This is a genomic window from Trinickia dinghuensis, assembly GCF_003367175.1.
GTDB lineage: Bacteria > Pseudomonadota > Gammaproteobacteria > Burkholderiales > Burkholderiaceae > Trinickia > Trinickia dinghuensis.
Genome location: NZ_QRGA01000031.1, coordinates 1 through 23,994, shown reverse-complemented (window position 1 = coordinate 23,994; position 23,994 = coordinate 1). Strand labels below are relative to the sequence as shown.

21 protein-coding genes and 1 tRNA gene are annotated in these 23,994 nt (G+C 64.3%); 10 read left to right on the top strand and 12 right to left on the bottom strand.

The genetic code is table 11. From position 1 onward, the window contains the following. The first annotated feature begins 264 nt into the window (after nucleotides 1-264). Nucleotides 265-1,812: a methyl-accepting chemotaxis protein gene (locus tag DWV00_RS33030; protein ID WP_115537827.1), complete on the top strand. Its 1,548-nt coding sequence runs from the start codon at nucleotides 265-267 to the stop codon at nucleotides 1,810-1,812. 80 nt (nucleotides 1,813-1,892) lie between these two features. Here the strand turns inward: DWV00_RS33030 and DWV00_RS33025 are convergent, their stop codons facing one another. The 7 genes from DWV00_RS33025 to DWV00_RS32995 all read right to left on the bottom strand — a co-directional run bounded on the left by DWV00_RS33025 (nucleotide 1,893) and on the right by DWV00_RS32995 (nucleotide 8,765). Beyond that, entirely contained in the window at nucleotides 1,893-2,666 is a 774-nt protein-coding gene (locus tag DWV00_RS33025) for an aldolase/citrate lyase family protein (protein WP_115537826.1), read from the bottom strand. Between the two features lie 33 nt (nucleotides 2,667-2,699). After that, on the bottom strand, nucleotides 2,700-3,512 hold the full coding sequence (locus tag DWV00_RS33020) for an NAD-dependent epimerase/dehydratase family protein (RefSeq protein WP_115537825.1): 813 nt from the start codon (nucleotides 3,510-3,512) through the stop codon (nucleotides 2,700-2,702). A gap of 46 nt (nucleotides 3,513-3,558) precedes the next feature. Next, nucleotides 3,559-4,878, bottom strand: a complete 1,320-nt coding sequence (locus DWV00_RS33015; protein WP_115537824.1) for an MFS transporter — start codon at nucleotides 4,876-4,878, stop codon at nucleotides 3,559-3,561. Between the two features lie 102 nt (nucleotides 4,879-4,980). Next, nucleotides 4,981-5,877: a 2-hydroxy-3-oxopropionate reductase gene (gene glxR / locus DWV00_RS33010; protein WP_115537823.1), complete on the bottom strand. Its 897-nt coding sequence runs from the start codon at nucleotides 5,875-5,877 to the stop codon at nucleotides 4,981-4,983. Nucleotides 5,878-5,924: 47 nt separating this feature from the next. Then, entirely contained in the window at nucleotides 5,925-6,701 is a 777-nt protein-coding gene (gene hyi / locus DWV00_RS33005) for a hydroxypyruvate isomerase (RefSeq protein ID WP_115537822.1), read from the bottom strand. A 224-nt stretch (nucleotides 6,702-6,925) separates the two neighbouring features. After that, nucleotides 6,926-7,591: a FadR/GntR family transcriptional regulator gene (locus DWV00_RS33000; RefSeq protein ID WP_425452888.1), complete on the bottom strand. Its 666-nt coding sequence runs from the start codon at nucleotides 7,589-7,591 to the stop codon at nucleotides 6,926-6,928. A gap of 241 nt (nucleotides 7,592-7,832) precedes the next feature. Beyond that, entirely contained in the window at nucleotides 7,833-8,765 is a 933-nt protein-coding gene (locus tag DWV00_RS32995; RefSeq protein WP_115537829.1) for an SMP-30/gluconolactonase/LRE family protein, read from the bottom strand. Nucleotides 8,766-9,194: 429 nt separating this feature from the next. On the opposite strand from DWV00_RS32995, the gene DWV00_RS32990 reads away from it, so the two are divergent. The 3 genes from DWV00_RS32990 (at nucleotide 9,195) to DWV00_RS32985 (ending at nucleotide 13,507) form a co-directional block, all read left to right on the top strand. Beyond that, the gene (locus tag DWV00_RS32990; protein ID WP_115537828.1) at nucleotides 9,195-11,336 is read left to right on the top strand and encodes a TonB-dependent receptor; all 2,142 of its coding nucleotides are present in this window, start codon (nucleotides 9,195-9,197) and stop codon (nucleotides 11,334-11,336) included. Nucleotides 11,337-11,690: 354 nt separating this feature from the next. Then, nucleotides 11,691-11,954: a hypothetical protein gene (locus tag DWV00_RS34275; RefSeq protein ID WP_181885663.1), complete on the top strand. Its 264-nt coding sequence runs from the start codon at nucleotides 11,691-11,693 to the stop codon at nucleotides 11,952-11,954. Nucleotides 11,955-11,956: 2 nt separating this feature from the next. After that, entirely contained in the window at nucleotides 11,957-13,507 is a 1,551-nt protein-coding gene (locus tag DWV00_RS32985) for a PepSY-associated TM helix domain-containing protein (RefSeq protein ID WP_181885662.1), read from the top strand. Between the two features lie 23 nt (nucleotides 13,508-13,530). Here DWV00_RS32985 and DWV00_RS32980 read toward each other — a convergent pair whose 3' ends face one another. Continuing rightward, the gene (locus DWV00_RS32980) at nucleotides 13,531-14,385 is read right to left on the bottom strand and encodes an NAD(P)-dependent oxidoreductase (RefSeq protein ID WP_115537819.1); all 855 of its coding nucleotides are present in this window, start codon (nucleotides 14,383-14,385) and stop codon (nucleotides 13,531-13,533) included. Nucleotides 14,386-14,421: 36 nt separating this feature from the next. Further along, nucleotides 14,422-15,444 carry an alpha/beta hydrolase gene (locus tag DWV00_RS32975; RefSeq protein WP_115537818.1) on the bottom strand — a complete coding sequence of 341 codons (1,023 nt, stop codon included), beginning with the start codon at nucleotides 15,442-15,444 and terminating at the stop codon, nucleotides 14,422-14,424. Nucleotides 15,445-15,533: 89 nt separating this feature from the next. Between DWV00_RS32975 and DWV00_RS32970 the strand changes: the two genes are divergently transcribed. Both DWV00_RS32970 and DWV00_RS32965 read left to right on the top strand, forming a co-directional pair. After that, the gene (locus tag DWV00_RS32970; protein WP_245965141.1) at nucleotides 15,534-16,133 is read left to right on the top strand and encodes a TetR/AcrR family transcriptional regulator; all 600 of its coding nucleotides are present in this window, start codon (nucleotides 15,534-15,536) and stop codon (nucleotides 16,131-16,133) included. 100 nt (nucleotides 16,134-16,233) lie between these two features. Then, on the top strand, nucleotides 16,234-17,427 hold the full coding sequence (locus DWV00_RS32965) for a pyridoxal phosphate-dependent aminotransferase (RefSeq protein WP_245965140.1): 1,194 nt from the start codon (nucleotides 16,234-16,236) through the stop codon (nucleotides 17,425-17,427). Between the two features lie 230 nt (nucleotides 17,428-17,657). On the opposite strand, the gene DWV00_RS32960 is transcribed toward DWV00_RS32965, so the two are convergent. From DWV00_RS32960 to DWV00_RS32950, 3 genes are all read right to left on the bottom strand, one after another. After that, a tRNA-Leu gene (locus DWV00_RS32960) sits at nucleotides 17,658-17,742 on the bottom strand. A 108-nt stretch (nucleotides 17,743-17,850) separates the two neighbouring features. Next, nucleotides 17,851-19,023 (bottom strand): ABC transporter substrate-binding protein, encoded by a 1,173-nt coding sequence (locus tag DWV00_RS32955; RefSeq protein ID WP_115537815.1) that lies wholly within the window; start codon nucleotides 19,021-19,023, stop codon nucleotides 17,851-17,853. Nucleotides 19,024-19,142: 119 nt separating this feature from the next. Beyond that, on the bottom strand, nucleotides 19,143-20,084 hold the full coding sequence (locus DWV00_RS32950; protein ID WP_115537814.1) for a CysB family HTH-type transcriptional regulator: 942 nt from the start codon (nucleotides 20,082-20,084) through the stop codon (nucleotides 19,143-19,145). 209 nt (nucleotides 20,085-20,293) lie between these two features. On the opposite strand from DWV00_RS32950, the gene DWV00_RS32945 reads away from it, so the two are divergent. The 4 genes from DWV00_RS32945 to cysD form a co-directional block, all read left to right on the top strand. After that, the gene (locus tag DWV00_RS32945) at nucleotides 20,294-21,964 is read left to right on the top strand and encodes a nitrite/sulfite reductase (RefSeq protein ID WP_115537813.1); all 1,671 of its coding nucleotides are present in this window, start codon (nucleotides 20,294-20,296) and stop codon (nucleotides 21,962-21,964) included. Nucleotides 21,965-21,991: 27 nt separating this feature from the next. Continuing rightward, on the top strand, nucleotides 21,992-22,531 hold the full coding sequence (locus DWV00_RS32940) for a DUF934 domain-containing protein (RefSeq protein ID WP_115537812.1): 540 nt from the start codon (nucleotides 21,992-21,994) through the stop codon (nucleotides 22,529-22,531). Beyond that, nucleotides 22,528-23,292, top strand: a complete 765-nt coding sequence (locus tag DWV00_RS32935) for a phosphoadenylyl-sulfate reductase (RefSeq protein WP_115537811.1) — start codon at nucleotides 22,528-22,530, stop codon at nucleotides 23,290-23,292. The genes DWV00_RS32940 and DWV00_RS32935 overlap by 4 nt, the downstream gene beginning before the upstream one ends. Nucleotides 23,293-23,394: 102 nt before the next feature. Beyond that, nucleotides 23,395-23,994: sulfate adenylyltransferase subunit CysD (gene cysD, locus DWV00_RS32930; protein WP_115537810.1), on the top strand; the 600-nt coding region annotated here is incomplete at its 3' end.

Below are 23,994 nucleotides of genomic sequence, written 5' to 3'. Positions count from 1 at the left end.
GATCGGCGAGACGACGAAGATCGCCTGGCCGTATTACCTCGCCATCTTCAGCGCGATCAACATCGTGACGTACTTCCCGTACTTCTCGACCTGGTTGCCGAGCATCATCAACTCGCATCCGGTCTTCTGACCGCAAGCGAGAGGCCACCGTCAAATTCTCATCGATTGGGCCCGCTCGCGCGGGCCTTTTTTTTAGATGTACCCCGCCTACATACGCGGCGGACAAGAACGAAGCAGAACGAATCAGAAGATTCAGGAGACCACATGCTCGACAACATCAAGATCCGTGCGGGCCTCACGGCAACGGTCTGCGTCTTCGCCGCTTTGTTGATGACGGTGATCGGGATCGGCTACGACACGCTTGCCCATGCGATGGACGGGTTCACGCAAGCGCAGCGCGCCTCGACCGCGCTCGAATCGCTCAATGCCAGTTCGGAAAAGCTGCTGCAGGCGCGGCTCACGCTGTCCAACTTCGAGATATTGTTCCACGTCGGCAAACCGACGGACGGCTTGCTCGATGAAGCGAAGCGTCTGCTGACCGAGTCGAATCGCGACTTCGATGCCTACGCGGCGCATCCTTCCGCTGGGGAAGCCGAGCGCTCGCTCGCCGCCAGCGTGGCCGATGCGCGCGCCGCGCTCGTGAAGCAGGCGATCGAGCCCGAATACAAGGCGCTCGTCGACGGCGATTTCACGACGTTTCGCACGATTCAAGGCGATATCGCCGATCGCAGCTACCGCGCTTACGCAAAGGCCATCGGCGCGCTCGAAACGCTCCAGTCGGATGCGCAGCGCAACAACGCCGACGCGTTGACGCGACGTTTCAAGACGTCGGTGCTGCTGTTCGCGGGAATCGGCGCGGCCGCGATCCTGCTTTCGTTCGCGACCCGCATGCTGCTCACGCGCGCGCTCGTCAGACCGATCGATCGCGCGATCGGCCACTTCGGGCGGATCGCGGCCGGCGATCTCACCGGATCGATCGCGCAGGGTTCGCGCAACGAGATGGGGCAGCTGCTCGGCGCGCTTCGGCAGATGCGCGATGGGCTAGCAACGACGGTGTCGGCCGTGCGCGGCGGGGCTGGCGTCATTGCGGACGGTGTCAAGGAAATCGCCGCGGGCAACCGCGATTTGTCGGAGCGCACCGCGCAGCAGGCCGCATCGCTTCAGCAAACGGCGGCGACGATCGAGACGCTCTCGTCCACGGTCAAGTACAACGCCGATCATGCCAAGGAAGCCAACTCGCTTGCACGCGGCGCGCTTGACACGGTGACGCGCGGCAGCGAGGTGGTGGGGCGCGTGGTCGAGACGATGAACGGTATCACGGCGTCGTCACGCAAGGTGACGGACATCACCGGCATGATCGAAGGCATCGCGTTTCAGACGAACATCTTGTCGTTGAACGCGGCCGTCGAAGCGGCTCGCGCCGGCGAGCAGGGCCGAGGCTTCGCTGTAGTTGCTTCGGAGGTGCGCTCGCTCGCGCAGCGCGCCGCGACGGCCGCGAAGGAGATCAAGGAGCTGCTCGGCCAGTCGTCGACCCAGATCGAAGAGGGCGCGGCGCTCGTCGCCGTGGCGGGCGGGACGATGAGCGAGGCGATGAGCGCGGTCGAGCGCGTGACGCAGATCATGATCGAGATCGAAGCGGCGGCGAGCGAACAGCGCGCGGGCATCGAGCAGGTCAACGGCGCGATTGGCCAGATCGACGGCGTCACGCAGAACAACGTCGCGCTCGTTGAGCAGGCCGCCGCCGCGGCGAAATCGCTGGAGGAGCAGGCGGCGATGCTGCTCGACGCCGTCGCCGTGTTTCACGTCGAATAGGGGAAAGGGGAGGCGGGGGAACGGCGCCGGGCGCCGCTTTCACCGCCGGCGGGATCGCCCGCCGGCAGTTGTATCCGCCTCTATGGGCGATCGGCTTTGAAACGTGCGGCGAGCTGCTCGGCACCGCGGCCGAGGAGGCCGATGTCGGAGCCCACCGCTGTGAAGAGGCAGCCTAGTTCGATATAGCGGCGCGCGAACGTTTCGTTCGGCGTCAGAATGCCGGCGGGCTTGCCCGTCGCGACGATGCGGCGAATCGTATCTTCGATCACCGCTTGGACTTCGGGATGGCCGGGCTCGCCGACATGGCCGAGCGCGGCGGCCAGATCGCCGGGGCCGATGAAGACCCCGTCGATGCCGTCCACGGCAGCGATGCGCTCGAGGTTCTCGAGCCCGAGGCGGCTCTCCACCTGCACGAGCACGCACAGTTCGCTCGCGCACGTCTTCGCGTAATCGGCGACACGGCCATAGCCGGATGCCCGCGCGCCCGATGCATAGCCGCGTACCCCTTCGGGCGGATAACGCGTGAATGCGACGGCCTCTTTCGCCTGCGCCTCGGTTTCGACATAGGGGATCAACAGCGTCTGCGCGCCGATATCGAGCAGACGCTTGATCGTCACCATCTCGTTCCACGGCGGCCGCACGATCGGATGCGTTTTCGAACCGGCCATCGCCTGGAGCTGGCCATGCACCATCGGCAATTCGTTCGGCGCGTGCTCCATGTCGAGCAAGAGCCAATCGAAGCCGGCGCCGGCCAGCAGCTCGACCGACGTATGGCTGGCAAGACTCGACCAAAGGCCGATCTGTGATTCGCGCGCCGCGAGTGCGCGCTTGAAACGATTCTCGGGCAGTTTCATGATGGTGTCCCGGTGACGTCGAACGATGCGCGCTCAGCGCGATTGAGGGCTCGGGTTCGTGCGCGAGTAATCGTAGCTCGCGAAGCTGCCGCCTTGATAGTGCTGCCCGGTGGCATCGATCGGATTCGGCTTGCCGACGATGTCCGCCGCGTAGTCTTCGGCATTCTGGCGCGGCTCGTAGCCGAGGCGGGCGGCGCCCGCGTTGTCCCAATAGCTGCGCGTGTTCGCCGACACGCCCCAGACGACTTCGAAGCCGATATCGGGGGCGTTGATCGAGCGATCGATCAGTTGCATTAGATCGTCGAAACCGAGCCACGTGCTCAAGTGGCGGAAGTCGGTCGGCTTTTCGATGCAGCTGCCGATGCGGATGCAGACGCTTTCGATCCCATGCTTGTCCCAGTAGAGGCGTGCCAGGCCTTCACCCCACATCTTGCTGAGGCCGTAGAAACCGTCGGGACGAAAATCGCAGTCGAGGCCGAGCTTCGATTCGACCGAATGCATCCCGATCGCGTGATTCGAGCTGGCGAAGACGATGCGCTTCACGCCATGGCGCCGCGCGCCTTCGTACACTTCGACGAGCGCGCGCAGGTTGTTCTCGATGATCTCCGGCAGCGGCCGTTCGACGCTCGTGCCGGCCATATGAATCAGTACGTCCACGCCCGACAGCAGCCGGTCGACGACGGCGGGTTCGCGCAGGTCGCCATGCATGACGTCTTCGCCGTCGACGAGCGGCTCGAGCGGCTTGGTGCCGGCCGCCGATCTCAAGTTCGTGCCGCGCTCGAGCAACGCTTTGCGCAATACGCGGCCGAGTTGGCCGGCCGCGCCGGTCAATGCAACTTTCTTCACGATACAAATCCTTGCGAAAGGGACTTCAAATAGGGGCTTGCGCGGCTCAAGAACTCAGTGCGCCGCGCGTATCCAGCTCCAGCGGTTCGAGGTTCGCGTTCGAGCCGGAGGTCGGGCTCGGCGCGATCAGCTTCCACGCGACGACGGCTCCGATGATGTCGAACAATGCCAGGCAGGCGAACAGCGGGTTGTAGCCGACCGTGCTGGCGAGCGCGCCGACGACGAGCGAGAAGATCGTCGCGCCGAAGTAGCCGAGCATCCCGGACAGGCCGGTCGCGGTCGCGACTTCGTGCTGGCCGAAGACATCGGAGGCTAGCGTGAACAGGGCGCCCGACAGCGCTTGATGCGCGAAGGTGCCGACGCAGAACAGCGCGATGGCGGCATACGGGCTCGCGGCGAGGCCGACACAGCCGGGGCCGATCATCAACACCGCGCCGGTGACGATCACGAGCTTGCGCGAGGTGACGAGCGAAACCTTGAAGCGGCGCATGAAGAACGGTGCGAGGTAGCCGCCGACGAGGCTGCCGAGATCGGCCGCGAGGAACGGCAGCCAGGCGAACAGCGCAATTTCTTTCAGGTTCATGTGACGCACGGTCACCATGTAGAGCGGAATCCAGGCGCCGAACGTTTGCCAGGCGGGCTCGGCCAGCATGCGCGCGATACCGATGCCCCAGAAGCGGCGTGTGCGCATGATCGCGCGCCAGGAGGGACGCGCGCCGGCGCTTTCCTTGGCGTTATTGCTTTGGCCTTCGCGGATATAAGCCAACTCCGTACCGCTCAGATTGGGGTGCCCCTCGGGCGAACGGAAAAAGACGAGCCACAGCGCGACCCAGAGCAACGCGGTGCCGCCCGTGATGACGAACGCCATTTGCCAGTCGTATTTGACGATGCAGAACACGACGAGCGGGGGCGCGAGCATGGCGCCGAGCGAGGTGCCGGTATTGAGCCAGCCGGCCGCGATCGAGCGCTCCTTGGCCGGAAACCATTGGCTGATCGTCTTCATGCCCGCCGGAAAGATGGCGGCTTCGCTGACGCCCAGCATCGCGCGGAACGTGGCGAGCGCGGGCCAGCTCATCGCGAGGCCGTGCAGCATGTTCGCGACGGCCCAGGCGAAAGCGAAGATCGCGAAGCCGATCTTCAGGCCGACGAGGTCGATGACGAAACCCGCCACCGGCTGCGCGAGCGCGTAGGCCGCCTGGAACGCGGTAACGATATACGAGTACTGGGCGGTGGTGAGGTGCAGCTTCTCGATGAGCGTCGGCGCGGCGATGGCCAAGGAGCTGCGGGCCAGATAGTTGAAGATCATGCCGAGCATGACGAGCCCGACGATCCACCACCGCAACCCTTTGATCGGACGATGTTGCATTGCTTGTCTCCTGACTGCGCCTTATCCGTCTAGTACGTCGTGCTAGTGCGTCTTGCCCGCCGCGCGCCGATGGCGCTGGGCTTGCTGCGGCGGGCCGAGTGCTTATGCCTTCGCCGCCGCGTCGGTCGAGAAGTTCGCCATCAGTTCGAGCGCGCGCACGATCGCGGAATGGTCCCAGCCTTGGCCGCCTTGAGCCGCGCACGCGCTGAACAGCTGCTGCGTGCTCGCGGTGTTGGGCAGGGCCATCCCGAGCGCACGCGCGGTGTCGAGCGCGAGGTTCAGATCCTTTTGATGCAGCTCGATGCGGAAACCCGGATCGAACGTGCGCTTGATCATCCGTTCGCCGTGCACTTCGAGCACGCGCGACGAAGCGAACCCGCCCATCAGCGCCTCGCGCACTTTGGCCGGATCGGCGCCGGCCTTCGCGGCAAACAACAGTGCCTCGCCGACCGCCTCGATCGTCAGCGCAACGATGATCTGATTCGCGACCTTGGCGGTCTGGCCGTCGCCGTTGCCGCCGACGAGCGTGATGTTGCGGCCCATCAGTTCGAAGAGCGGCTTGGCACGCTCGAATGCTGCTTGCGGGCCGCCCACCATGATCGTCAGCGTGGCGGCTTTCGCGCCGACTTCGCCGCCCGATACGGGGGCGTCGAGATAATCGCAGCCGAGTGCGTTGATGCGCTGGGCGAACCCGCGTGTCGCGAGCGGGGAGATCGAGCTCATGTCGATCACGAGCTTGCCCGGCGTGAGGCCCGCGGCGACGCCGTTTTCGCCGAAGAGGACTTCGTCGACGTTAGGCGTGTCGGGCAGCATCGTGATGACGATGTCGGCTGCCTGTGCCACGGCCTTCGCGCTGTCGCATGCGGCCGCGCCGGCTGCCGTCAGTTCGCCGGGCACGGTCCGGCGCGTATGCGCGAACAACGCGTGCCCGCCTTTCAGAAGATTGAGGGCCATGGGCGCGCCCATGATGCCCAAGCCGATAAATCCGACTTTGCTCATGTCAGTCCTCGGATGAACGCTCGCGCGCCCAGTCAGTAGAAATGGAGTTAGAGATAGCGCTCGGCCCAGCCGAGCCCGGCGGCCGTCGTGGAGGCCGGCTTGTATTCGCAGCCGATCCAGCCGTCGTAGCCGATCTTCTCGAGATGGGCGAAGAGGAACGGGTAGTTGATTTCGCCCGTACCCGGCTCGTGGCGGCCGGGGTTGTCCGCCAGTTGCATGTGAGCGATCTTCGGCAAATGCTTTTCGATCGTCGCCGCGAGTTCGCCTTCCATGCGTTGGGCGTGATAGATGTCGTATTGCACGAACACGTTCTCGCTCCCGCTCGCTTCGATCACATCGAGCGCCTGCCGCGTGCGGTTTACGTGAAAGCCGGGGATGTCATACGTATTGATCGGCTCGATCAACAAGCGGATGCCGGCGCCGGCCAGCGCTTGTGCCGCGAACTTCACGTTCGAGACGAACGTGTCGTGGATCGTTTCCGGCGCGACGCCGGCAGGGGCGATGCCGGCCAACACGTTCAGTTGTTTGCAGCCGAGTGCCCGCGCATAGTCGATCGCGGTGCCGACGCCGTCCTGGAACTCGCCCACGCGGTCGGGCAGGCACGCGATGCCGCGTTCACCGCCGGCCCAGTCGCCGGCCGGCAGGTTGTGCAGCACCTGCACGAGGCCATGCTTGCCAAGTTGCTCGGCAAGCTGCTGCTTGTCGTACGCGTAGGGGAACAGGAATTCGACGCCTTTGAAGCCGGCGTTTACCGCCTGGGCGAAGCGATCGAGGAAATCGACCTCGCCGAACAGCATCGTGAGGTTCGCGCAGAGTTTCGTCATGTCGTGTCTCTTGGGGAGCGTGCGTCCGGTTGGACCGGACGACGATTCCGATCGCTCGAGACGCGGGAAGCCAACTGGGAGCGTACCGCCATTGGCGCGTACCGCCATTTACCCTGTCGCGTCCGCGCCGTCGACCATGTAAGACATCGTCAGCGAAACAGCTAAAGTTGTCAAGCAAATTGACGTGGACCCAGGGCTTTCCCTAGGAGGCGTTCGCGCCCGACTCAGGAGCCGAACATTCGGCTCAGCGCGCGTTCGAGGTGATCGCGCATTGCGCGCGTCGCGCGAGCCGGGTCGCGTTGCTGAATCGCCTCGAGCACTTCGAAGTGCTCTTGCTGGACGAGCCGCTGCCGCTCGATCGACTTGACGAGCGACAGGTTGCGCGACAGGTTCATGCTGAACACCATCTGCTCTTGAATCGACGAGAGTGCGGCAACGAAGAATTGATTCCTCGACGCGCGCGCGACGGCCATGTGAAACGCGAAGTCGTCCTTCGCGCCGATGCCGGAGGTTTCCACGATCGTCTGCAGGTTGTCCCACTCGTGACGAATCGCGGCGACGTCCTCTTCTTCCGCTTTCTCCGCGGCGAGCGCGGCCGCGCCTGCTTCGATCACCACGCGATACTCGTAGCATCGCCGAATGTCCGACAGCGTCTCGAGCGGCGCGAAGCGGCGCACGTCCGGATCGGGACGCCGCACGACGGTCGTGCCCGAACCGTGGCGCGTCGCGATGATGCCGTCGGCCCGCAGCTGCGCGAGCGCCTCGCGCACGGTCGGACGCGACGTCGCAAAGCGCTCCGCCAGCGCGTGTTCGGTCGGCAGACGCTCCCCCTCCTTGTACTCGCCGTCGATGATGCGGTTGAGGATGTCGCTGTAAATCCGCGCCGGCATGCGCGGCGCCTTCTGCTCGGCCATTTGGGACGGTGTGGGATGAGTTGTCAGGAGTGTGACTCGATTGTAAGTCACGGCATGTCGTCAATCATAGCGCGGCGCTCGATTGCGCCCTATTCGTGCGATGCCGGGTAGTCGGCAATCGATACTCGTCAGTCACGTCGGTCGGCCGAGGGACCGTCGAGCGGACATCGAGGCACGCTTGCAGAGCTTGCAGCGGCTCGCGCCATAACAATGTCCGCTACAGCGTTCCGGCGAACTCCGGCTCGGGCAGCCCGCGGACGCCCGGGTTCAACGCCCACACGAAACCGTCGTGCTCGCCGACCGGATCGGGGCAGATGGTCGTGACGAACAGCGTGTCGAAGTTCGGTCCGCCGAACGCGCACATCGCGGGCTTCGACGCCGGCAGCGCCAGCTTCCGATCGAGCCGGCCGCTCGGCGTGAAGCGCAGCAGCAAGCCCGCATCGTTCGCACAGGTCCAGTAGCACCCGTCCGCATCCACTGCCGCGCCGTCGGGGCGCCCTGCGTGCTCGTGCAAGTTGACGAAGACGCGGCGGTTGGTCGGCGCGCCGTCATCGATGTCGTAGTCGAATGCCCAGATGAGGCGGCTCGACGCGTGCGAATCGGAGAGGTACATCGTGCGTCCGTCGGGCGACCAGGCCAGGCCGTTTTGCGTGCATAGGCCTTCGACGATCGGCGCGGACAGTCCTGCTTGTGCATCGTAGCGGTAGAGCTTGCCGGCGGGGTGGGGCGCCGTTGCGTCCTGCACCATCGTCCCCGCCCAAAAACGGCCTTGGCGGTCGCAGCGGCCGTCGTTGAAGCGCATCCGCTGCGCCTCGTGCGTGACTGTGGCGAGATGGCGTACCGTCACTTCGCCGCGAAGCGCGCCGGAATGTTCGGTGCTCGCATCGATGGCGGAAGGTTCGTGCAGCTTAACCGCGAACAATCCCGTTTCCAGCGCGGCCAGCACCGTGCCGTTCCGGTCGAATGCGACGCAGCCCACGCGTTCGGTCAACAGCCATTCAGTGCGGCGCGCGCGCGACAGCTCATAGCGCACGAGCGTCTGCGCGGGGATGTCCACCCAGTAGAGCGCGCCTTGCCCCGCACGCCAAACGGGGCTCTCGCCGACGGCGCAGCGCCGCGCGTCGCGCGGCTCCAAAAGGTGCGGCTGCATGGGTCCGCTATCGTTCGTCATCGCTATTCCGTTGCCGCTCGTTGGGACGTGCCCTTGACGAGTCGTGAAGGTCGGGCATCGAGGTCGTTGCCGCACCAGCCGGCGCCTCGACGCAAATGCGGCTAATGTTGTTATACAACATTTAGATTGTCAATCATGTGTGCCACTGAGAAGGTGGCTTTCGCCCGGCGCGGCTCGAGGCAAATCGATGCCTCGGCACAACGCTCAACGCATTCCTAAATCTAAATAGAAATATTTCTCATTTGCATTTATCATTCGAGCTCGTCAGATCAATCGCTACCGACGGGCGGCGGCTTCGCCAACGTCATCGTTTCGTTCACTAAAAATATGTCTGATCGCTATCGGGGTTTGTCTTGCTGCTTCGCGCTTCGCCTACTTCCAGGTTTCGTCGCGGGCGCGGTGCTCGCGATGTCCGCCGGCCAAGCGGCGGCGCAAGCCGTTGCCGCCACGTCTTCGGCGGCTACTGCTGCCGCTCCCGCTTCCGCCTCGCCTGACGGTGCGCTGCCCGCGATCACGGTCAAGGGCAAAGCCGAAGCCCTGCCGGGCGACTACGCGCCGACCTACGCGGGCGGGCAAGTCGCCCGCGGCGCCGATTACGGCGTGCTCGGCAAGCAGGACAACCTCGACATGCCGTTCAGTGTCACGAGCTATACGTCGCAGCTGATCGAAGATCAGCAGGCGCGCACGCTGGCCGACGTCGTGGCCAACGACCCGGCCGTGCGCAGCGCGTTCGGCTTTGGCAACTTCTCCCAAGAATTCATCGTGCGGGGCTTTCCGCTCGACGGCGACGACATCGCGCTCAACGGCTTGTACGGCATCGTGCCGCGCCAGCTCGTGATGACCGAGGCGCTGGAGCGGGTCGACGTCTTCAAGGGGGCGAACTCGTTCGTCGAGGGCGTGCCGCCTTCGAGTTCGGGCGTGGGTGGCGGCATCGATCTGCAGCTGAAGCGTGCGGACGACAAGCCGCTCACACGTGTGACGTTTTCGGGAACGGCGTCGGGCGAAGTCGGGACGCACGTCGACGTCGGCCGCCGATTCGGCAGCCGCGATCAGTTCGGCATTCGCGTCAATTCGGCCGTGGGCGGCGGCGAAACGTCGATCGACGGCGAGCATCGGCGTGACGCGATGACCTCCGTCTCGCTCGATTACCGCGGCGACAAGCTGCGTCTGTACGGCGATTTCATCTATCAGCGCGAACGGATCACCGATGGGCGCTCGGTTGTCTATGTCGGCGGCAATTCGATTCCCGCCGTTCCGTCGCCGAGCTACAACTACTCGCAAGCGTGGAACTACAGCACGCTCGAAGACACGATCGGCATGGTGCGTGCCGAATACGACTTCCTTCCGGGATGGACAGCCTATGCGAGCGCGGGCGTGCATCACGACAACGAGGGCGGTCAATACGAGTCGCCAACGTTCGTTTCGCCCACGAGCACGACCGGCTACCGGCTCGGCGTGCCGTATAAAGCGGACGGCGTAGCGGGCGAGGCCGGCGTGCGCGGCCGATTCGCGACCGGTCAGGTCACGCATCGGATCAGTGCGGGCGTGTCGATTTCGCATCTGAATACGTACAGCGCGTACAGCATGTCGAGCACCTTTCCGACGAGCCTTTACGACACGCCCCAGGTGCCGCTGCCGGCCACCGCGTTTGCCGGCGGCAATCTCTCCAATCCGGGTTTGACCAGCACGACGCTGATGCGCAGCGCAGCGATCGCCGACACGCTTGGTCTGCTGAACGACCGCGTTCTGTTGACGGCGGGCGCTCGGTACCAGAAGCTGCATGTCGACGATTTCGGCTACACGGGGGCCGTATCGTCGATCTACGATCAGTCCGCGACGACGCCCGTGTTCGGGCTCGTCGTCAAACCGTGGCAACACGTGTCGTTCTACGTGAACCGGACCGAGGCGCTGTCGCAAGGCGGACAGGCACCCAACACGGCGCGCAACGCGAATCAGGTGCTCTCGCCCTATCGATCGCGGCAGGTCGAGGCGGGCGTCAAATACGACGCGAATCGCTATGGCGCGTCGTTCGCGATGTATCAGATCGATCAGCCCTCGGCGTATGTCGATCCGACGACCAACATCTATGGCACGAATGGCGATCAACGTCACCGCGGCATCGAAGCGTCGGTGTACGGCGAGCCGATTAAAGGCGTTCGCCTGATCGCCGGCGGCACCGTGATCGATGCAAGATTGCGTGGCACGCAAGGCGGGCTCGACGACGGCAACGAACCAATCGGTGTGCCGCGTTATCTGTTCACGCTAAACGGTGAGTGGGACATTCCGGAGCTGAAGGGCGTGACGTTGATGGGGCGCGCGACCTATACGAGCAAGCAGTATCTCGATGCGGCAAACCAGTTGTCGATCGCACCGTGGACGCGCTTCGATGTCGGCGCACGCTATCGGCGGAAAGTCTTCGGCCATGAGACGGAACTTCGCGCGATGGTGCTCAACGTCGCCAATCACGCTTACTGGAGTTCGGCACTGGGCGGTTATCTGACCCAGGGCGCCCCGCGCACGGTGATGTTGTCGTTGTCGACCGACTTCTGAGGTCTAAGCGAGCAAACGCCATGAGGATGACAAGCACGGCAGGATATGAACATTTGTTCGCTGCGAGGTGTGTGCAATGAGCGGTTGGATCGCGCTCGCCGGTAGCCTCGGCTCGGCGATGTTCGCATGGCGAGCGTCGCCGGCAGCCGCCCTTGCGGTGGTAGCGGGCCGTCGTCGTGCCCAATGGCTCGCGGCTGTCTGCGCGCTGGTGTCGGCCGCAGTCTGGATCGATGCACTCGGTTGGCTGCCGGGCCTGTGCGCGGCGTGTGTATCGATCGGTGCATGTTGCAGCGTGGTGCCTTTCTCTGTCGAAGGGGCCCGGCGCCTGCGCAAAGCAACCGCGGGAGGAAGCACATGCCGTATCGCTTCATGATCACGCTCGCGTCAACGTTGCCGCTTTCCATTGCGCTATGCGCCGGATTCGCGATGCTGCTGCCCGGCGGCTGGCGTCATTCGGCGATCGGCGCGATGGTGCTCGCGATTCCGATGTGGATCGGCATTGCATCGTGGCTGATGGCGGTTTCGTCGCGGCGTCGGTTCGTTGCGGTGCTGTTGGGCGCGTACACCGCGGCCAGCGCGCTGTTCTTCGCGGCAAGATTCATTGGCATGGCGAGTTGACGATGCGTGCACAAGTCCTTCGCGCCTATCACTGGCTGCACACGTGGACGGGCATCGTGGCCGGGCTCGCGCTCTTTGTCGCGTTCGTCGGCGGCGCGCTGACGATGTTTCAAGATCCGATCAGCCGTTGGGAGCGTCCGCAGGCGCGCCACGTGCAGCCGTCCATTGCCGATGTCGATCGGCTGACGTCGGCGGTGCTGGCGGCGCATCCGGTAGCTGCATCGCGGCTCGGCATCATGTGGCCGACGGCGGCGATGCCGGACCCGACGGCGTTCTGGTTCGAGGGTCGTCGCTGGCATTACGTGGCCCTCTCCCGGCGCACCGCGAACGGTTCGGGCGCTTCGGCGCTCGTTTCGCACGACACGCCGCGGCTGGCCGCGTTCTTGGACCGACTGCACTATGCGCTGGCGTTGCCGCCGTTCGGGCGGTATCTGATGGGCGCGGTGTCGATCGCGTTCGGCTTTGCGCTCGTGAGCGGGTTGATCGTGCATCTGCCGCGGCTGACGAAAGACCTGTTCGCGTTGCGGCCCGGCAAGAATCGCAAGCGCTTTTGGCAGGATGCGCACAACGCACTCGGACTGTTCGCGCTGCCGTTCTACGCGATGATCGCGATCACCGGCGCCTTCATGTGCCTCACTACGGTGATCGTCTTCGTGTTCAACGTGGCGTTCGGTCACGAACTGTCGGCGGCGCTGCCGGCGATGCGGTCGCCCGTCGCGCAAGCCGCGGCGCCGTCGCGCGAAGAGGCGTCTCATGCAGCGCCGCTGCGGGCGGGGCAACTTCTCGACGCCGCGCGGCGCCGTGTGCCGGATCTCGATCCGAAATGGATCACGTTCGTCGGCTATGGCAAGCCGGACGGATTCGTCGAAGTTTGGGGCGATGTTCCGAATGCGCTGGGGACGCAAGGTGCGATCGCATTGCGGTTGAACACCGGCGCAGTGATGGGCAACCAGACGCCCGGGGCGCGCGATGCGAACCATGCGATCGGCAGCGCAATCTACGGATTGCATTTCGGCACCTATGGCGGGCTCACGCTGCGCTGGATCTATTTCGTGCTTGGTCTATGCGGCGCGGCCATGGTGCTGACCGGAAATTTGATGTGGCTCGAGGCGCGGCGCAAACGCGATACGTCGATGCAGCCGCGCGCGGCGCGCAATGTGGCGCGGGCGACCGTGGGGGTGTGCGTCGGCACATGCGTGGGAATCGCGGCCGCGTTTGTCGGCGCGCTGTGCTGGCCGGAGGTCGGCGCCGCGCGAAGCTTCGGAGCCGCCCTGGCTGTGTGCCTTGGATATTCCACGTTGCGCACGCCGATCTTCGCTGCCCGTGATCTGCTGGCCGTGGCCTCGTTGATGTCCGCGAGCATTGCGATTGCCGACGCCTTGCTGACCGGTGACGGTCTAGCGTTTTCGATCGCGCGACACGATTGGGCGCTGGCCGCTATCGATCTCGCGGCATTGGCGGCGGCGATATTGTTTGCCTGCTGCGCTCGCGTCGCGCATCGCCGTGCCGTGCACGGGGCGGCGACCGGTGTCTGGGCCGGCCGCTGGGCATGAGCTTTCTGAAGAGTGAGTGCGGCCTATGGGTTCGCACCTTCGATGGTGAATTTCGCCATGGCCGACCAATCTCGCTCGCCCAGTCCTGCTTCGATCGCGTCGGCCATCCGGCGATGGACGGCGGTGAGCATCGGCAAAGCGCGCCCCGCGTCGTCGGCGGCTTCGGACGCGAGCCGCAAATCCTTCAAGCCTAGCGTCGCCTTGAAACCGGGATCGTGGCTGCCATCCGCGATTTGAGCCGAGTAGACCTGGTACGAACGGCTGCCGAAGAGCGTGTTCAAGATCAGATCGAAGAAGCGCTCGCGCGGCAAACCGTTCGCCTCGGTCAGCACGATCCCTTCTGCCATCGCCTCGATCGCCATCGAAATCATCATGTTGCAAGCGATTTTCGCGGCGTTCGCGGTCGGTGCGCTCGTGCCCATGTCCCAGACACGTCCGCCGATGACATCGAGTGCTGGCCGTATTTTGTCCACCGCTTCGGGTAGGCCGGCCGCCAGGATGTTGAGTGCGCCCTTGGCCGCGACGTCGGGACGTCCGAGCACGGGAGCGGAGACGTAGCCGATGCCTACTGCCTCGTGCGCCGCGACGAGTTCTCGAGCGAACGCGACGGAGATCGTCGATGTGACGACATGCACGAGGCCGGGTTTCGCGTGTGCCAGTACATCGGGCGCGATGAGCGTGGAGCGGATCGCGTCGTCGTCCGACAGCATCGTCAGCACGATATCGCCCTGAAACGCATCGACGGGCGAAGCGACGATCGCCACGCCATCGACCGAGCCGCCCGAGCGGTTCCACGCTTTCACGTTGTGCCCTGCGCGTACTAGGTTGCTCGCCATCGCGCGTCCCATCGCGCCGAGACCGATGATGCCTATTTCCATGGGGTGTTCCTTTGGGGAGTGAGTCGCTGGCGATAGTCAGGCTTGGCGCGCGTCGCTCGTGGCTTGCGCGTGCTGCGTGAGCCAGTCGAGCACGGGCGCTAGCGCTTCGTCGGAGTTCTTCTCGTAGATGAGCCCGTGCCCGTTGCCGTGCACGCCGTGATCCGCTAGCTCCAGGAGTTCGGCAGACGCACCACATGCGTTGAGAAATGCGGCGGTCGGCGGACTGGCCGCGGCGAATGCGGAGGCCTCCGCGGTCACGATCAGAATCGGCAAGCCGGCCAGCGACGGCAGCCTGAAATCCCCGGGCTGTGCGCGGCGCAGTACGTCCGGATCGTTCGTCGGCGGCTCGAATCGCAGCGGTGCGGCCGTCGGTCCCCAGCGCATCGGGCCGATGTTCGGAATCGTCGCGAACGGCGGTCCCATCGGCTCGATCGCCGCGATCGCCTTGACCAGATGCGGACGTCGATCGGCCACGAGCCAGCCGTCCGGTCCCGATGCCGAATGTGTGATCAAAATCGCCGGGCCGATCCGATCGAGCAGCGCCGCGGTGCGGTCCGCGTCCATCGTCTGCGAGGCTTCCAGGTCGGCCGGCAGCGGGCCGTAACCCGCGATGAACTCGTCCATCGCGGGTTCATCGGCGGCATCGAACGGCCATTGCGTATGTCGCGCGTCGTCGCCGGGGAAGTAGATTTGGCGGCCGCCTTCGTACGAGAAAGGTGGACCCATGGGGCCGATCGTGTCGACGTGATAGGGCGAGCGTCCGTGTCCGGGCCGGTCGACGACGAGCACCGCATAGCCGGCCTCCACTAGGCGCTGCGCCCAGCCTGGCCGTCCGTCCGGTGTGTCGAACCATTCCGTGCCTTGAAACCCGCCGCCGTGCATCAGCACGATTGGCCAACGGCGTGTGACGTGCTCGGGCGCTTCCCATTCGACGTACATCGGCCCGCGTTGATAGGTGCGTTCGCCGATTGCGATGCGTTCTCCCGGTACCCAGAAATGACCGCGCTTGGTGGTGCGCGCGGGCGTGGTCGACCACGGTGTGAAGGGACTGCTGCTCATAAGGGGATCTCGTCCTTTTCGAGGGGTCGCTTGAATTAATATAGTGAGCACTATATATTTCGATAAACGGTGACGCAAGGAATTTTATAGTGAGCACTAATTTAAATGCGGGAACGAAGGCCGGACGTGGCCGGCCGCGTGCGTTCGATCCGGAGGCGGCGCTGGAGATGGGGCAGCGCATGTTCCATGCGGCGGGCTACGACGCGGTTGGACTGAGCGCGCTGACGGATGCGCTGGGTATCAAGCCGCCGAGCTTCTATGCGGCGTTCGGCAGCAAGGCGGCGTTCTTCGAGCGCGTGCTGGAGCGGTATGCGAGTACCGAACTCGCGCTTGCCGATATCCTGCGTGCGGATCGTGATCCGGCGGATGCACTGGCTGATCTGCTAGCACGCGCGGCGCGAAGCTATGCGCACGATCCGCAGCGGACCGGTTGCCTCGTGCTCGAGGCGGCGCGAGGCAACGACGAAAGCGAGAGCGCGGTGCTTGCGCGGCGGATTGCGGAGAGGAGGCGTGAACAGGTTCGCGTGTATGTGGCAAAGACGCATCCGAAGAAGGCCGATGCCGTTAGGGACTATGTCGCGACGGTGATGTCCGGTTTGTCGGGTAGTGCGCGCGAGGGGATGTCCGAGACGCGGCTCGTTGGGGTCGCTCGGGCGGCGGGGGAGGGGATTAAGGTTTTGCTGGGGTGAGATCGTCGTTTTGCGGTTAGCGCCGACGCACGGCATGAGAACATAGAGCACCTAGAACTAGGATCGCGCTACCGCGATTTCTGAACCGTTCGAGATGCCCATGACTCAGAACCCGATACACCCTGTCGAAGCCAGAGCCTCAATCCAGGCCTTAGCCGGCTCTCTTATTCGCGAGGTCGCCAACAGCGGCATGGGCCGAACCGATGTCTTGCCTTTTTGGTTCGGGGAATCCGATGTGGCAACCGCCAGCTTCATCCGCGAAGAGGCGGCACGCGCGATCAGCGAAGGCGAGACCTTTTACTCTCAGAACCTCGGACGTCCCTATCTGCGGGAAAGCATCGCTACTTACCTCTCGGAATTGCACAGGCGGCCGATTGGCGCGGAGCGTATCGCCGCGATCAGCTCCGGTGTTACGGGTCTTTTGATCGCGTCCGAACTGTTGCTGTCTGCCGGGGACCGTGTCGTCACCATCACACCGCTGTGGCCTAATGTCTGCGAGATCCCCAAGATTCTCAGCGCTAAAGTCGCGCGCGTTCCGCTAAGCGTCCGCGACGGCAGATGGACACTCGACCTCGATCAGCTTCTGAATGCGCTGACGCCCGGAACGAAGGCGTTGCTCATCAATTCGCCGAACAACCCCACGGGTTGGACCATCGACGAGCAAAGCATCGCGGTCATACTTCAGCATTGCCGAAAGCATGGCATTTGGATCGTCTGCGACGATGTTTACGAGCGACTGGTCTACGATCCGAGTCGCCGCTCGGCCCCATCGTTTCTGAAACACTACGAAGACGGCGACCGCATCATCTCGGTCAACAGCTTCTCGAAGGCTTGGTGCATGACGGGTTGGCGCGCGGGCTGGATGGTGGCGCCGCATGAGCTCATGGCCGACATCGCCAAACTCATCGAGTACAACTTCTCGTGCATGTTCGAGCCGGTGCAGCGCGCGGCATCGATTGCCCTACAGAAGGGCGAACCCGAAGTTACGCGTCTCAGAGAAATGTTGTCGCATACGCGGACGCTACTCTCGCACGCTCTGACAACGCTTCCGGGCGTAGAGGTACCCGATGCCGGCGGCGCGATGTACGTATTCTTCCGAATCGCCGGCCACAACGATTCCCTGGGCCTCGCCAAAAAGCTGGTGAGCGAAGCAGGCCTCGGCCTCGCTCCCGGCTCGGCCTTCGGCCCCGAGGGTGATGGATGGCTGCGTTGGTGCCATGCCGTCAGCTCCGACGCCAAACTGCTGGACGGAGTCGACCGGCTACGCGGGTTCCTTGCTCGCTGCGTGCTTTGATTCTAACGAGGCGGGCGAAATCCCAGATAGGGTCGTGCAGCTTTTGAGACCTGGCGTGCATCTCACAGCATGCCACCTAGTTGTCTATATCCGGACGGGTATAGTTAGTGAATCAAAAACGCAAGCTTGTCTCACGCACCGCGTATCTTGGTGGCAGCCTAACTGCAGCGGGATCCGCCCCAAACAAAAAGCCTCGCAAGACCGAAATCTTGCGAGGCTTTTTTAATCCCTGGTGCCCGGGGCCGGACTCGAACCGGCACGCCTTGCGGCGGGGGATTTTGAGTCCCCTGCGTCTACCTGTTTCACCACCCGGGCATTCGTCGGCGCCAAATGGGCTCCGAACGGAAGAGCGAGATTGTGTCAGAAATCGTCTCGCTTGACAAGCCGCGCCGCCCGCGACGTTTCCTGCGCGCGGCGGCTTCCTTACTGGCTCAGATAAACGAACTTCCCGCCCTTGATCGTTCCCATCACGCTCGCGCGCTGATCGAGCCCGACGTGATCGCTCGCGCTGGTATTGACGACGCCGTTCGGCACGACGATCTCGTGCGCCTGCTCCAGCGCGCCGCGCAGCGCCACGCGAAACGCCTCCGTGCCGGGCTGCGCCGTCTTCAGCGCCCGCGCAACCGCATCGTTCAGCCGCGGATAAACACCGGCCGCGTCGGCGGCGAACTGCGTCACCGTACCCGCGCCGTACTTCGCTTCATACGCGTTGACGAAGGCCAGTGCCTCCTTCTTCGACGGATGATCGGCCGGCAGCGTGCGCGCGACGATAGCGGGCTGCGTCGGGAACAGCGTGCCTTCGACATCCTTGCCGCCGAGCTTGATGAACGCGGGCGTCGCGATACCGTGCGTTTGGTAGATGGGCCCCTTGAAGCCGCGCTCGACCAGTTCGCGCTGCGGCAGCACGGCCGGCGTGCCCGCTCCGGCGACGAGGATCGCATCGGGCTTGGCTTCCATCAGCTTGAGCACTTGTCCCGTCACGCTCGAATCGGTGCGGTTGTAGCGCTCGGTCGCGACGATCGAGATGTGGCGCAGCTTCGCGAACGTCGAAAACTCCTTGAGCCAGCCGTCGCCGTAGCTGTCGGCGAACCCGATGAAGCCGACCGTCTTCACGCCATGGTTCGACATGTAGCGCGTCATGACGTCGGCCAGCGCGCTGTCGCTCGCCGCCATCTTGAACGCCCAGACGCGCGGGCCGGCCTGCGGCTCGACCACGACGCCGGCGCCGACCAGCGTGATCATCGGCGTATGCGACGCGGCCACCGGATCGAGCGCGGCCAACGCGGCCGGCGTGACATTCGGGCCGACGATCACGTCGACATGATCTTCGTGGATCAGCTTGTTGATGTTGCGCACGGCCGTGCCCGGATCGGAGCCGTCGTCGAGGAAGATGTACTGCGCCGGCTGCCCGGCGATCGTCTTGGGCCACATCAGCATCGCGTTCTTGCTCGTGATGCCGATGACGGCGGCCGGACCCGTCGACGACAAATCGACGCCAACTTTGACGTCGGCCTGCGCCGGAACGGCTTGCGCCGCGCAAACGAATGCAAACGACGCGAGCGCAAGCGCGCGGCGGAAGGGGGCGGACAACGCCATGCCATGGTCTCCTAGGGTTCGCTACTTAGGTTACTTAGTCTTGGGCTTGAAAGTCCCGAAGGCTCGAAGGGAAGCCTCCGTCCGAGCAAGCGTTCGCCCGGCGGCTGCCCGATTCCGCCTCACAGTTCGTAGTTCTCGTGCTCGCCCTTCAGCGCCTGCTCGATCAGCTTGCGGTTGAGCGTCGGCGAAAGCAGCTCGACGAGCGTATACACATAGCTGCGCAGATAGGCGCCTTGCTTGAGCGCGACGCGCGTGAGGTTGCTGCCGAACAGGTGCCCGACCGGCATCGCGCGCAAATGGCGGTCGCGCTCGGCATTGAACGCGATGTCGGCCATGATGCCTACGCCCAAGCCCAGTTCGACATAGGTCTTGATGACGTCCGCGTCGATCGCCTCGAGCACGATGTCCGGTGCGAGCCCCCGCAGTGAAAACGCCTGATTGATCTTCGTGCGCCCGGCGAACGCGTTGTCGTACGTAATCAGCGGGTACTGCGCCAGATCCTCGAGCGAGAGCTGCTTGCGCTGCAAGAGCGGATGATCGGCCGGCATGATGGCCACGTGATGCCACTGGAAGCAGGGCAGCGAGACGAGTTCCTTGTATGACGAAATCGCCTCGGTTGCCACGGCGACGTCCGCATGATCGTGCATGACCATCTCCGCCACCTGGGTGGGGCTGCCTTGCAGGATCGACAGATGCACCTTCGGAAACCGCTTCTTGAACTCGGCGATCGCGCTGGGCAGCGAGTAGCGCGCCTGCGTGTGCGTGGCGGCGATCACGAGGTTGCCCTGGTCCTGCGCCGCGAAGTCCTTGCCCACGCGCTTCAGGCTCTCGACCTCCTGCAGGATCCGCTCGACCGAGGCCAGGATGATGCGCCCAGGCTCCGTCAGCGACCGCACGCGCTTGCCGTGACGGGTGAAGATCTCGACCCCCAGCTCATCCTCCAGCTCGATGATGGCCTTCGAGACGCCCGGCTGCGACGTATACAGCGCCTTGGCGGCTTCGGTCAGGTTGAAGTTCTGCCGGACGGCCTCGCGCACGAACCTAAATTGGTGCAGGTTCATTTATAACCCTATAGGCATAAGGAAAGAATTTTTTAGTCGTTTGAAATATAAGGCCAGTTTATTACGATCGACGCACGTTTTTCAATATGTATAGCTGTTTTCGTCATTAGCAAATGACAGGTCGGTCTGAACGAAGGCCTGTCGTCTGCCTCGATAGAGATTCGGGCGCCGCGTACCAGGACGCGGCGCGACACAACCTGGGGTCCCGAATGTATCAATACGATCAGTACGACCAGACCATCGTCGACGAGCGCGTCGCGCAATACCGCGACCAAGTCCGCCGCCGCTTGTCGGGCGAATTGAGCGAGGACGAGTTCCGCCCGCTGCGCCTGCAGAACGGTCTCTACATGCAGCGTCACGCCTACATGCACCGCATCGCGATTCCGTACGGCAACCTGCGTACCGATCAACTGCGCATGCTCGCGCACATCGCGCGCAAGTACGACCGCGGCTACGGACACTTCTCGACGCGCACGAACATCCAGTACAACTGGATCAAGCTCGAGGAGACCCCCGATCTGCTGGCCGACCTCGCCTCGGTGCAGATGCACGGCATCCAGACGTCGGGCAACGACATCCGCAACATCACGGCCGACCAGTTCGCCGGCGTGGCCCCCGACGAGATCGTCGATCCGCGTCCCTGGGCTGAGATTCTGCGCCAATGGTCGACGTTCCATCCCGAATTCAGCTGGCTGCCGCGCAAGTTCAAGATCGCTGTCTGCTCGTCGAAGGAAGACCGCATTGCGGTCAAGATCCACGATCTGGGCGTCTACCTGTCGAAGAACGAAGCGGGCGAAGTGGTTTGCGCGATTCTCGCGGGCGGCGGCCTCGGCCGTACGCCGATCGTCGGCTCGATCATTCGCGAAAACCTGCCGTGGCAGCATCTGCTGACCTACTGCGAGGCGGTGTTGCGCGTCTACAACCGTTTCGGCCGCCGCGACAACATGTTCAAGGCGCGGATCAAGATCCTCGTGAAGGCGCTCGGCCCGGCGAAGTTTGCCGAGCAAGTCGAAGCGGAATGGCAGCACCTGAAGGATGGCCCCTCGACGCTGACGCAAGCCGAGTTCGATCGCGTCGCGCGCCATTTCGAGCCGCATACTTACGAAAAGCTGTCGGACACCGATGCGTCGTTCGAAAAGCACCTGCTCGAAAACCGTGCGTTCGCGCGCTGGATCGAGCGCAACATGCGCCCGCACCGGGTGCCGGGCTATGCCGCGGTCACGCTTTCGTTGAAGCCGGCCAAGGGCGCGCCGGGCGACGCGACGGCCGAGCAGATGGAAGCGGTGGCCGATTGGGCCGACCAGTATTCGTTCGGCGAAGTGCGCGTGTCCCATGAGCAGAACCTGATTCTGGCCGACGTGCGCAAGCGCGACCTGTTCGCCGTTTGGGAAGAAGCGAAGAAGCAAGGCTTCGCAACCCCGAATCTCGGTTTGCTGACCGACATCATCGCGTGCCCGGGCGGCGATTTCTGCTCGCTCGCCAATGCGAAGTCGCTGCCGATCGCGCAGGCCATCCAGGATCGCTTCGACGATCTAGACTATGTCTACGATCTGGGCGACCTGTCGCTGAACATCTCGGGTTGCATCAATTCGTGCGGCCATCACCACGTGGGCAACATCGGCATCCTCGGCGTCGACAAGGACGGGTCCGAGTGGTACCAGGTGACGCTCGGCGGCGAGCAGGGCGAGGGCGCCCGCCTCGGCCGCGTGATCGGGCCGTCGTTCGCGGCGGAGGAAATGCCCGACGTCATGAGCAAGGTGATCGATACGTTCGTCGAGAACCGTATCAACGGCGAGCGCTTCATCGATACCTATAACCGGATCGGCGTTGCGCCGTTCAAGGAACGCGTCTACGCGTCGCGCCAGCCGGCGCATGCGTAACCGCAGGGCGAACAGGGATATTTGCAGATGACTTCGATTATCAAGAATCGCTCCGTGGTGCGTGACGACTGGACGGTCGTGCGGGCGGCCGAGGACGGCACGCTGCCGGCGCTCGATGCGCTGCCGGTAGGCCGTGTCCTCGTTCCGTTTGCGCTGTGGAAAACCTTGCGCGACGCGCTCGTCGCGACGCGCACCACCGCCGATCTCGGCGTGTGGCTCGCACCGGACGACGAACCGGGCGAACTGGCCGGCGATTTCGACAAGATCTCGCTGATCGGCGTCGATTTCCCGGTATTCCGCGACGGCCGCGGCTACAGCACGGCACGTTTGCTGCGGGAGCGCTACGGCTGGCGCGGCGAGCTGCGCGCGATCGGCGACGTGCTGCGCGATCAGCTGAACTTCATGTTCCGTTGCGGCTTCGATGCTTACGCCGTGCGGGCCGACAAGGACATCCACGATGCGCTGCGTGCGTTCGAGGAGTTCACGGTCAAGTATCAGGGCTCGTTCGAGACGCCTCAGCCGCTGTTCCGTCGCCGCGCGGCGCTGGAATCGGAGCAGTCCGCATGAGCCAGGACCGGACCCCGGCCAGCGCGCCCGTCGATGCCGCGTTCGAAGCGAAGATCGAGCGGCTGCACGCGTTCGTCGACGATATCGCGCAGCGCCACGCAAGGATCAAGCTCGCGAGCAGCTTGGCGGCGGAGGATATGGTGCTGACGCATGCGATTTTGTCGCGCCAGGCGCCGATTGGGATTTTTTCGCTCAATACGGGCCGCTTGCACGCGGAGACGCTCGGCATGATCGATCGTGTTCGCGAGCGTTACGGCTACGAGATCGAGCAGTTTCATCCGCAAGCCGAAGCGGTCGACGAATACGCGAAGACGCATGGCCTCAACGCGTTCTACGAAAGCGTCGAATTGCGCAAGCGCTGCTGCGAGATTCGCAAGGTCGAGCCTTTGAACCGGGCGCTCGCCGGTGTCGATGCCTGGGTAACGGGCCAGCGCCGCGAGCAGTCGGTCACGCGCACCGAGCTCCATGAAGAGGAGCGCGACGCGGCGCGAAACATCGCGAAATACAATCCGCTGGCGGATTGGACCGAAGGCGAAGTGTGGGCCTACCTCAAGCTGTTCGACGTGCCCGTCAATCCGCTGCATGCGCGCGGCTATCCGAGCATCGGCTGCGAGCCTTGCACGCGCGCGGTCCGTCCCGGCGAGGACAGCCGCGCGGGACGCTGGTGGTGGGAATCGCGCGACTCGAAGGAATGCGGGTTGCACGTGACGTCGACCATCCAGTTCGCGCCGGGCGCGGCTGACACGCCGGCATCGGCCTGAGCCTGCCGCGGCGTCAAGCAGCATCAGCATATGCAGTATCCGAATGTCGTGACGGCCCGCTCTGTGCACGGCCCACGGACAAACGATAGGAAACCGTTAAACATGAGCACGATTGCCGAACCCTCCGCGAAGACCCCGCTCACGGTCAGTGCGACCCGCATGGACCACCTCGACTGGCTCGAGGCCGAATCGATCCACATCCTGCGCGAGCTCGTGGCCGAGTGCAGTAAGCCGGCGTTGCTGTTCTCGGGCGGCAAGGATTCGGTCGTGGTGCTGCATCTGGCGCTGAAAGCATTCGGCCTGGGCGCCAAGCGCGCCACGTCGCTGCCGTTCCCGCTCGTGCATATCGACACGGGCCACAACTATTCCGAGGTGATCGATTTCCGCGATCGCCGCGCCGAGCAGATCGGTGCGCAACTGGTCGTGGGCCACGTCGAGGATTCGATCAAGCGCGGCACGGTGCGCCTGCGCCGCGAGACCGATTCGCGCAACGCGGCGCAAGCGGTGACGCTGCTCGAGACGATCGAGGCGCACGGCTACACGGCGCTGATCGGCGGTGCGCGCCGCGACGAAGAGAAGGCCCGCGCCAAGGAACGCATCTTCTCGTTCCGGGACGAGTTCGGCCAATGGGATCCGAAGGCCCAGCGCCCGGAACTGTGGAGCCTGTACAACGCACGCCTGCACAAGGGCGAGCACCTGCGC

Bases quoted from the DNA above. Each gene is read 5' to 3' on its own strand.
- DWV00_RS33030 (WP_115537827.1), top strand. From the start codon at position 265: ATGCTCGACAACATCAAGATCCGTGCGGGCCTCACGGCAACGGTCTGC.
- DWV00_RS33025 (WP_115537826.1), bottom strand. From the start codon at position 2,666: ATGAAACTGCCCGAGAATCGTTTCAAGCGCGCACTCGCGGCGCGCGAA.
- DWV00_RS33015 (WP_115537824.1), bottom strand. From the start codon at position 4,878: ATGCAACATCGTCCGATCAAAGGGTTGCGGTGGTGGATCGTCGGGCTC.
- glxR (WP_115537823.1), bottom strand. From the start codon at position 5,877: ATGAGCAAAGTCGGATTTATCGGCTTGGGCATCATGGGCGCGCCCATG.
- hyi (WP_115537822.1), bottom strand. From the start codon at position 6,701: ATGACGAAACTCTGCGCGAACCTCACGATGCTGTTCGGCGAGGTCGAT.
- DWV00_RS33000 (WP_425452888.1), bottom strand. From the start codon at position 7,591: ATGCCGGCGCGGATTTACAGCGACATCCTCAACCGCATCATCGACGGC.
- DWV00_RS32995 (WP_115537829.1), bottom strand. From the start codon at position 8,765: ATGCAGCCGCACCTTTTGGAGCCGCGCGACGCGCGGCGCTGCGCCGTC.
- DWV00_RS32990 (WP_115537828.1), top strand. From the start codon at position 9,195: ATGTCCGCCGGCCAAGCGGCGGCGCAAGCCGTTGCCGCCACGTCTTCG.
- DWV00_RS34275 (WP_181885663.1), top strand. From the start codon at position 11,691: ATGCCGTATCGCTTCATGATCACGCTCGCGTCAACGTTGCCGCTTTCC.
- DWV00_RS32985 (WP_181885662.1), top strand. From the start codon at position 11,957: ATGCGTGCACAAGTCCTTCGCGCCTATCACTGGCTGCACACGTGGACG.
- DWV00_RS32980 (WP_115537819.1), bottom strand. From the start codon at position 14,385: ATGGAAATAGGCATCATCGGTCTCGGCGCGATGGGACGCGCGATGGCG.
- DWV00_RS32975 (WP_115537818.1), bottom strand. From the start codon at position 15,444: ATGAGCAGCAGTCCCTTCACACCGTGGTCGACCACGCCCGCGCGCACC.
- DWV00_RS32965 (WP_245965140.1), top strand. From the start codon at position 16,234: ATGACTCAGAACCCGATACACCCTGTCGAAGCCAGAGCCTCAATCCAG.
- DWV00_RS32955 (WP_115537815.1), bottom strand. From the start codon at position 19,023: ATGGCGTTGTCCGCCCCCTTCCGCCGCGCGCTTGCGCTCGCGTCGTTT.
- DWV00_RS32950 (WP_115537814.1), bottom strand. From the start codon at position 20,084: ATGAACCTGCACCAATTTAGGTTCGTGCGCGAGGCCGTCCGGCAGAAC.
- DWV00_RS32945 (WP_115537813.1), top strand. From the start codon at position 20,294: ATGTATCAATACGATCAGTACGACCAGACCATCGTCGACGAGCGCGTC.
- DWV00_RS32940 (WP_115537812.1), top strand. From the start codon at position 21,992: ATGACTTCGATTATCAAGAATCGCTCCGTGGTGCGTGACGACTGGACG.
- DWV00_RS32935 (WP_115537811.1), top strand. From the start codon at position 22,528: ATGAGCCAGGACCGGACCCCGGCCAGCGCGCCCGTCGATGCCGCGTTC.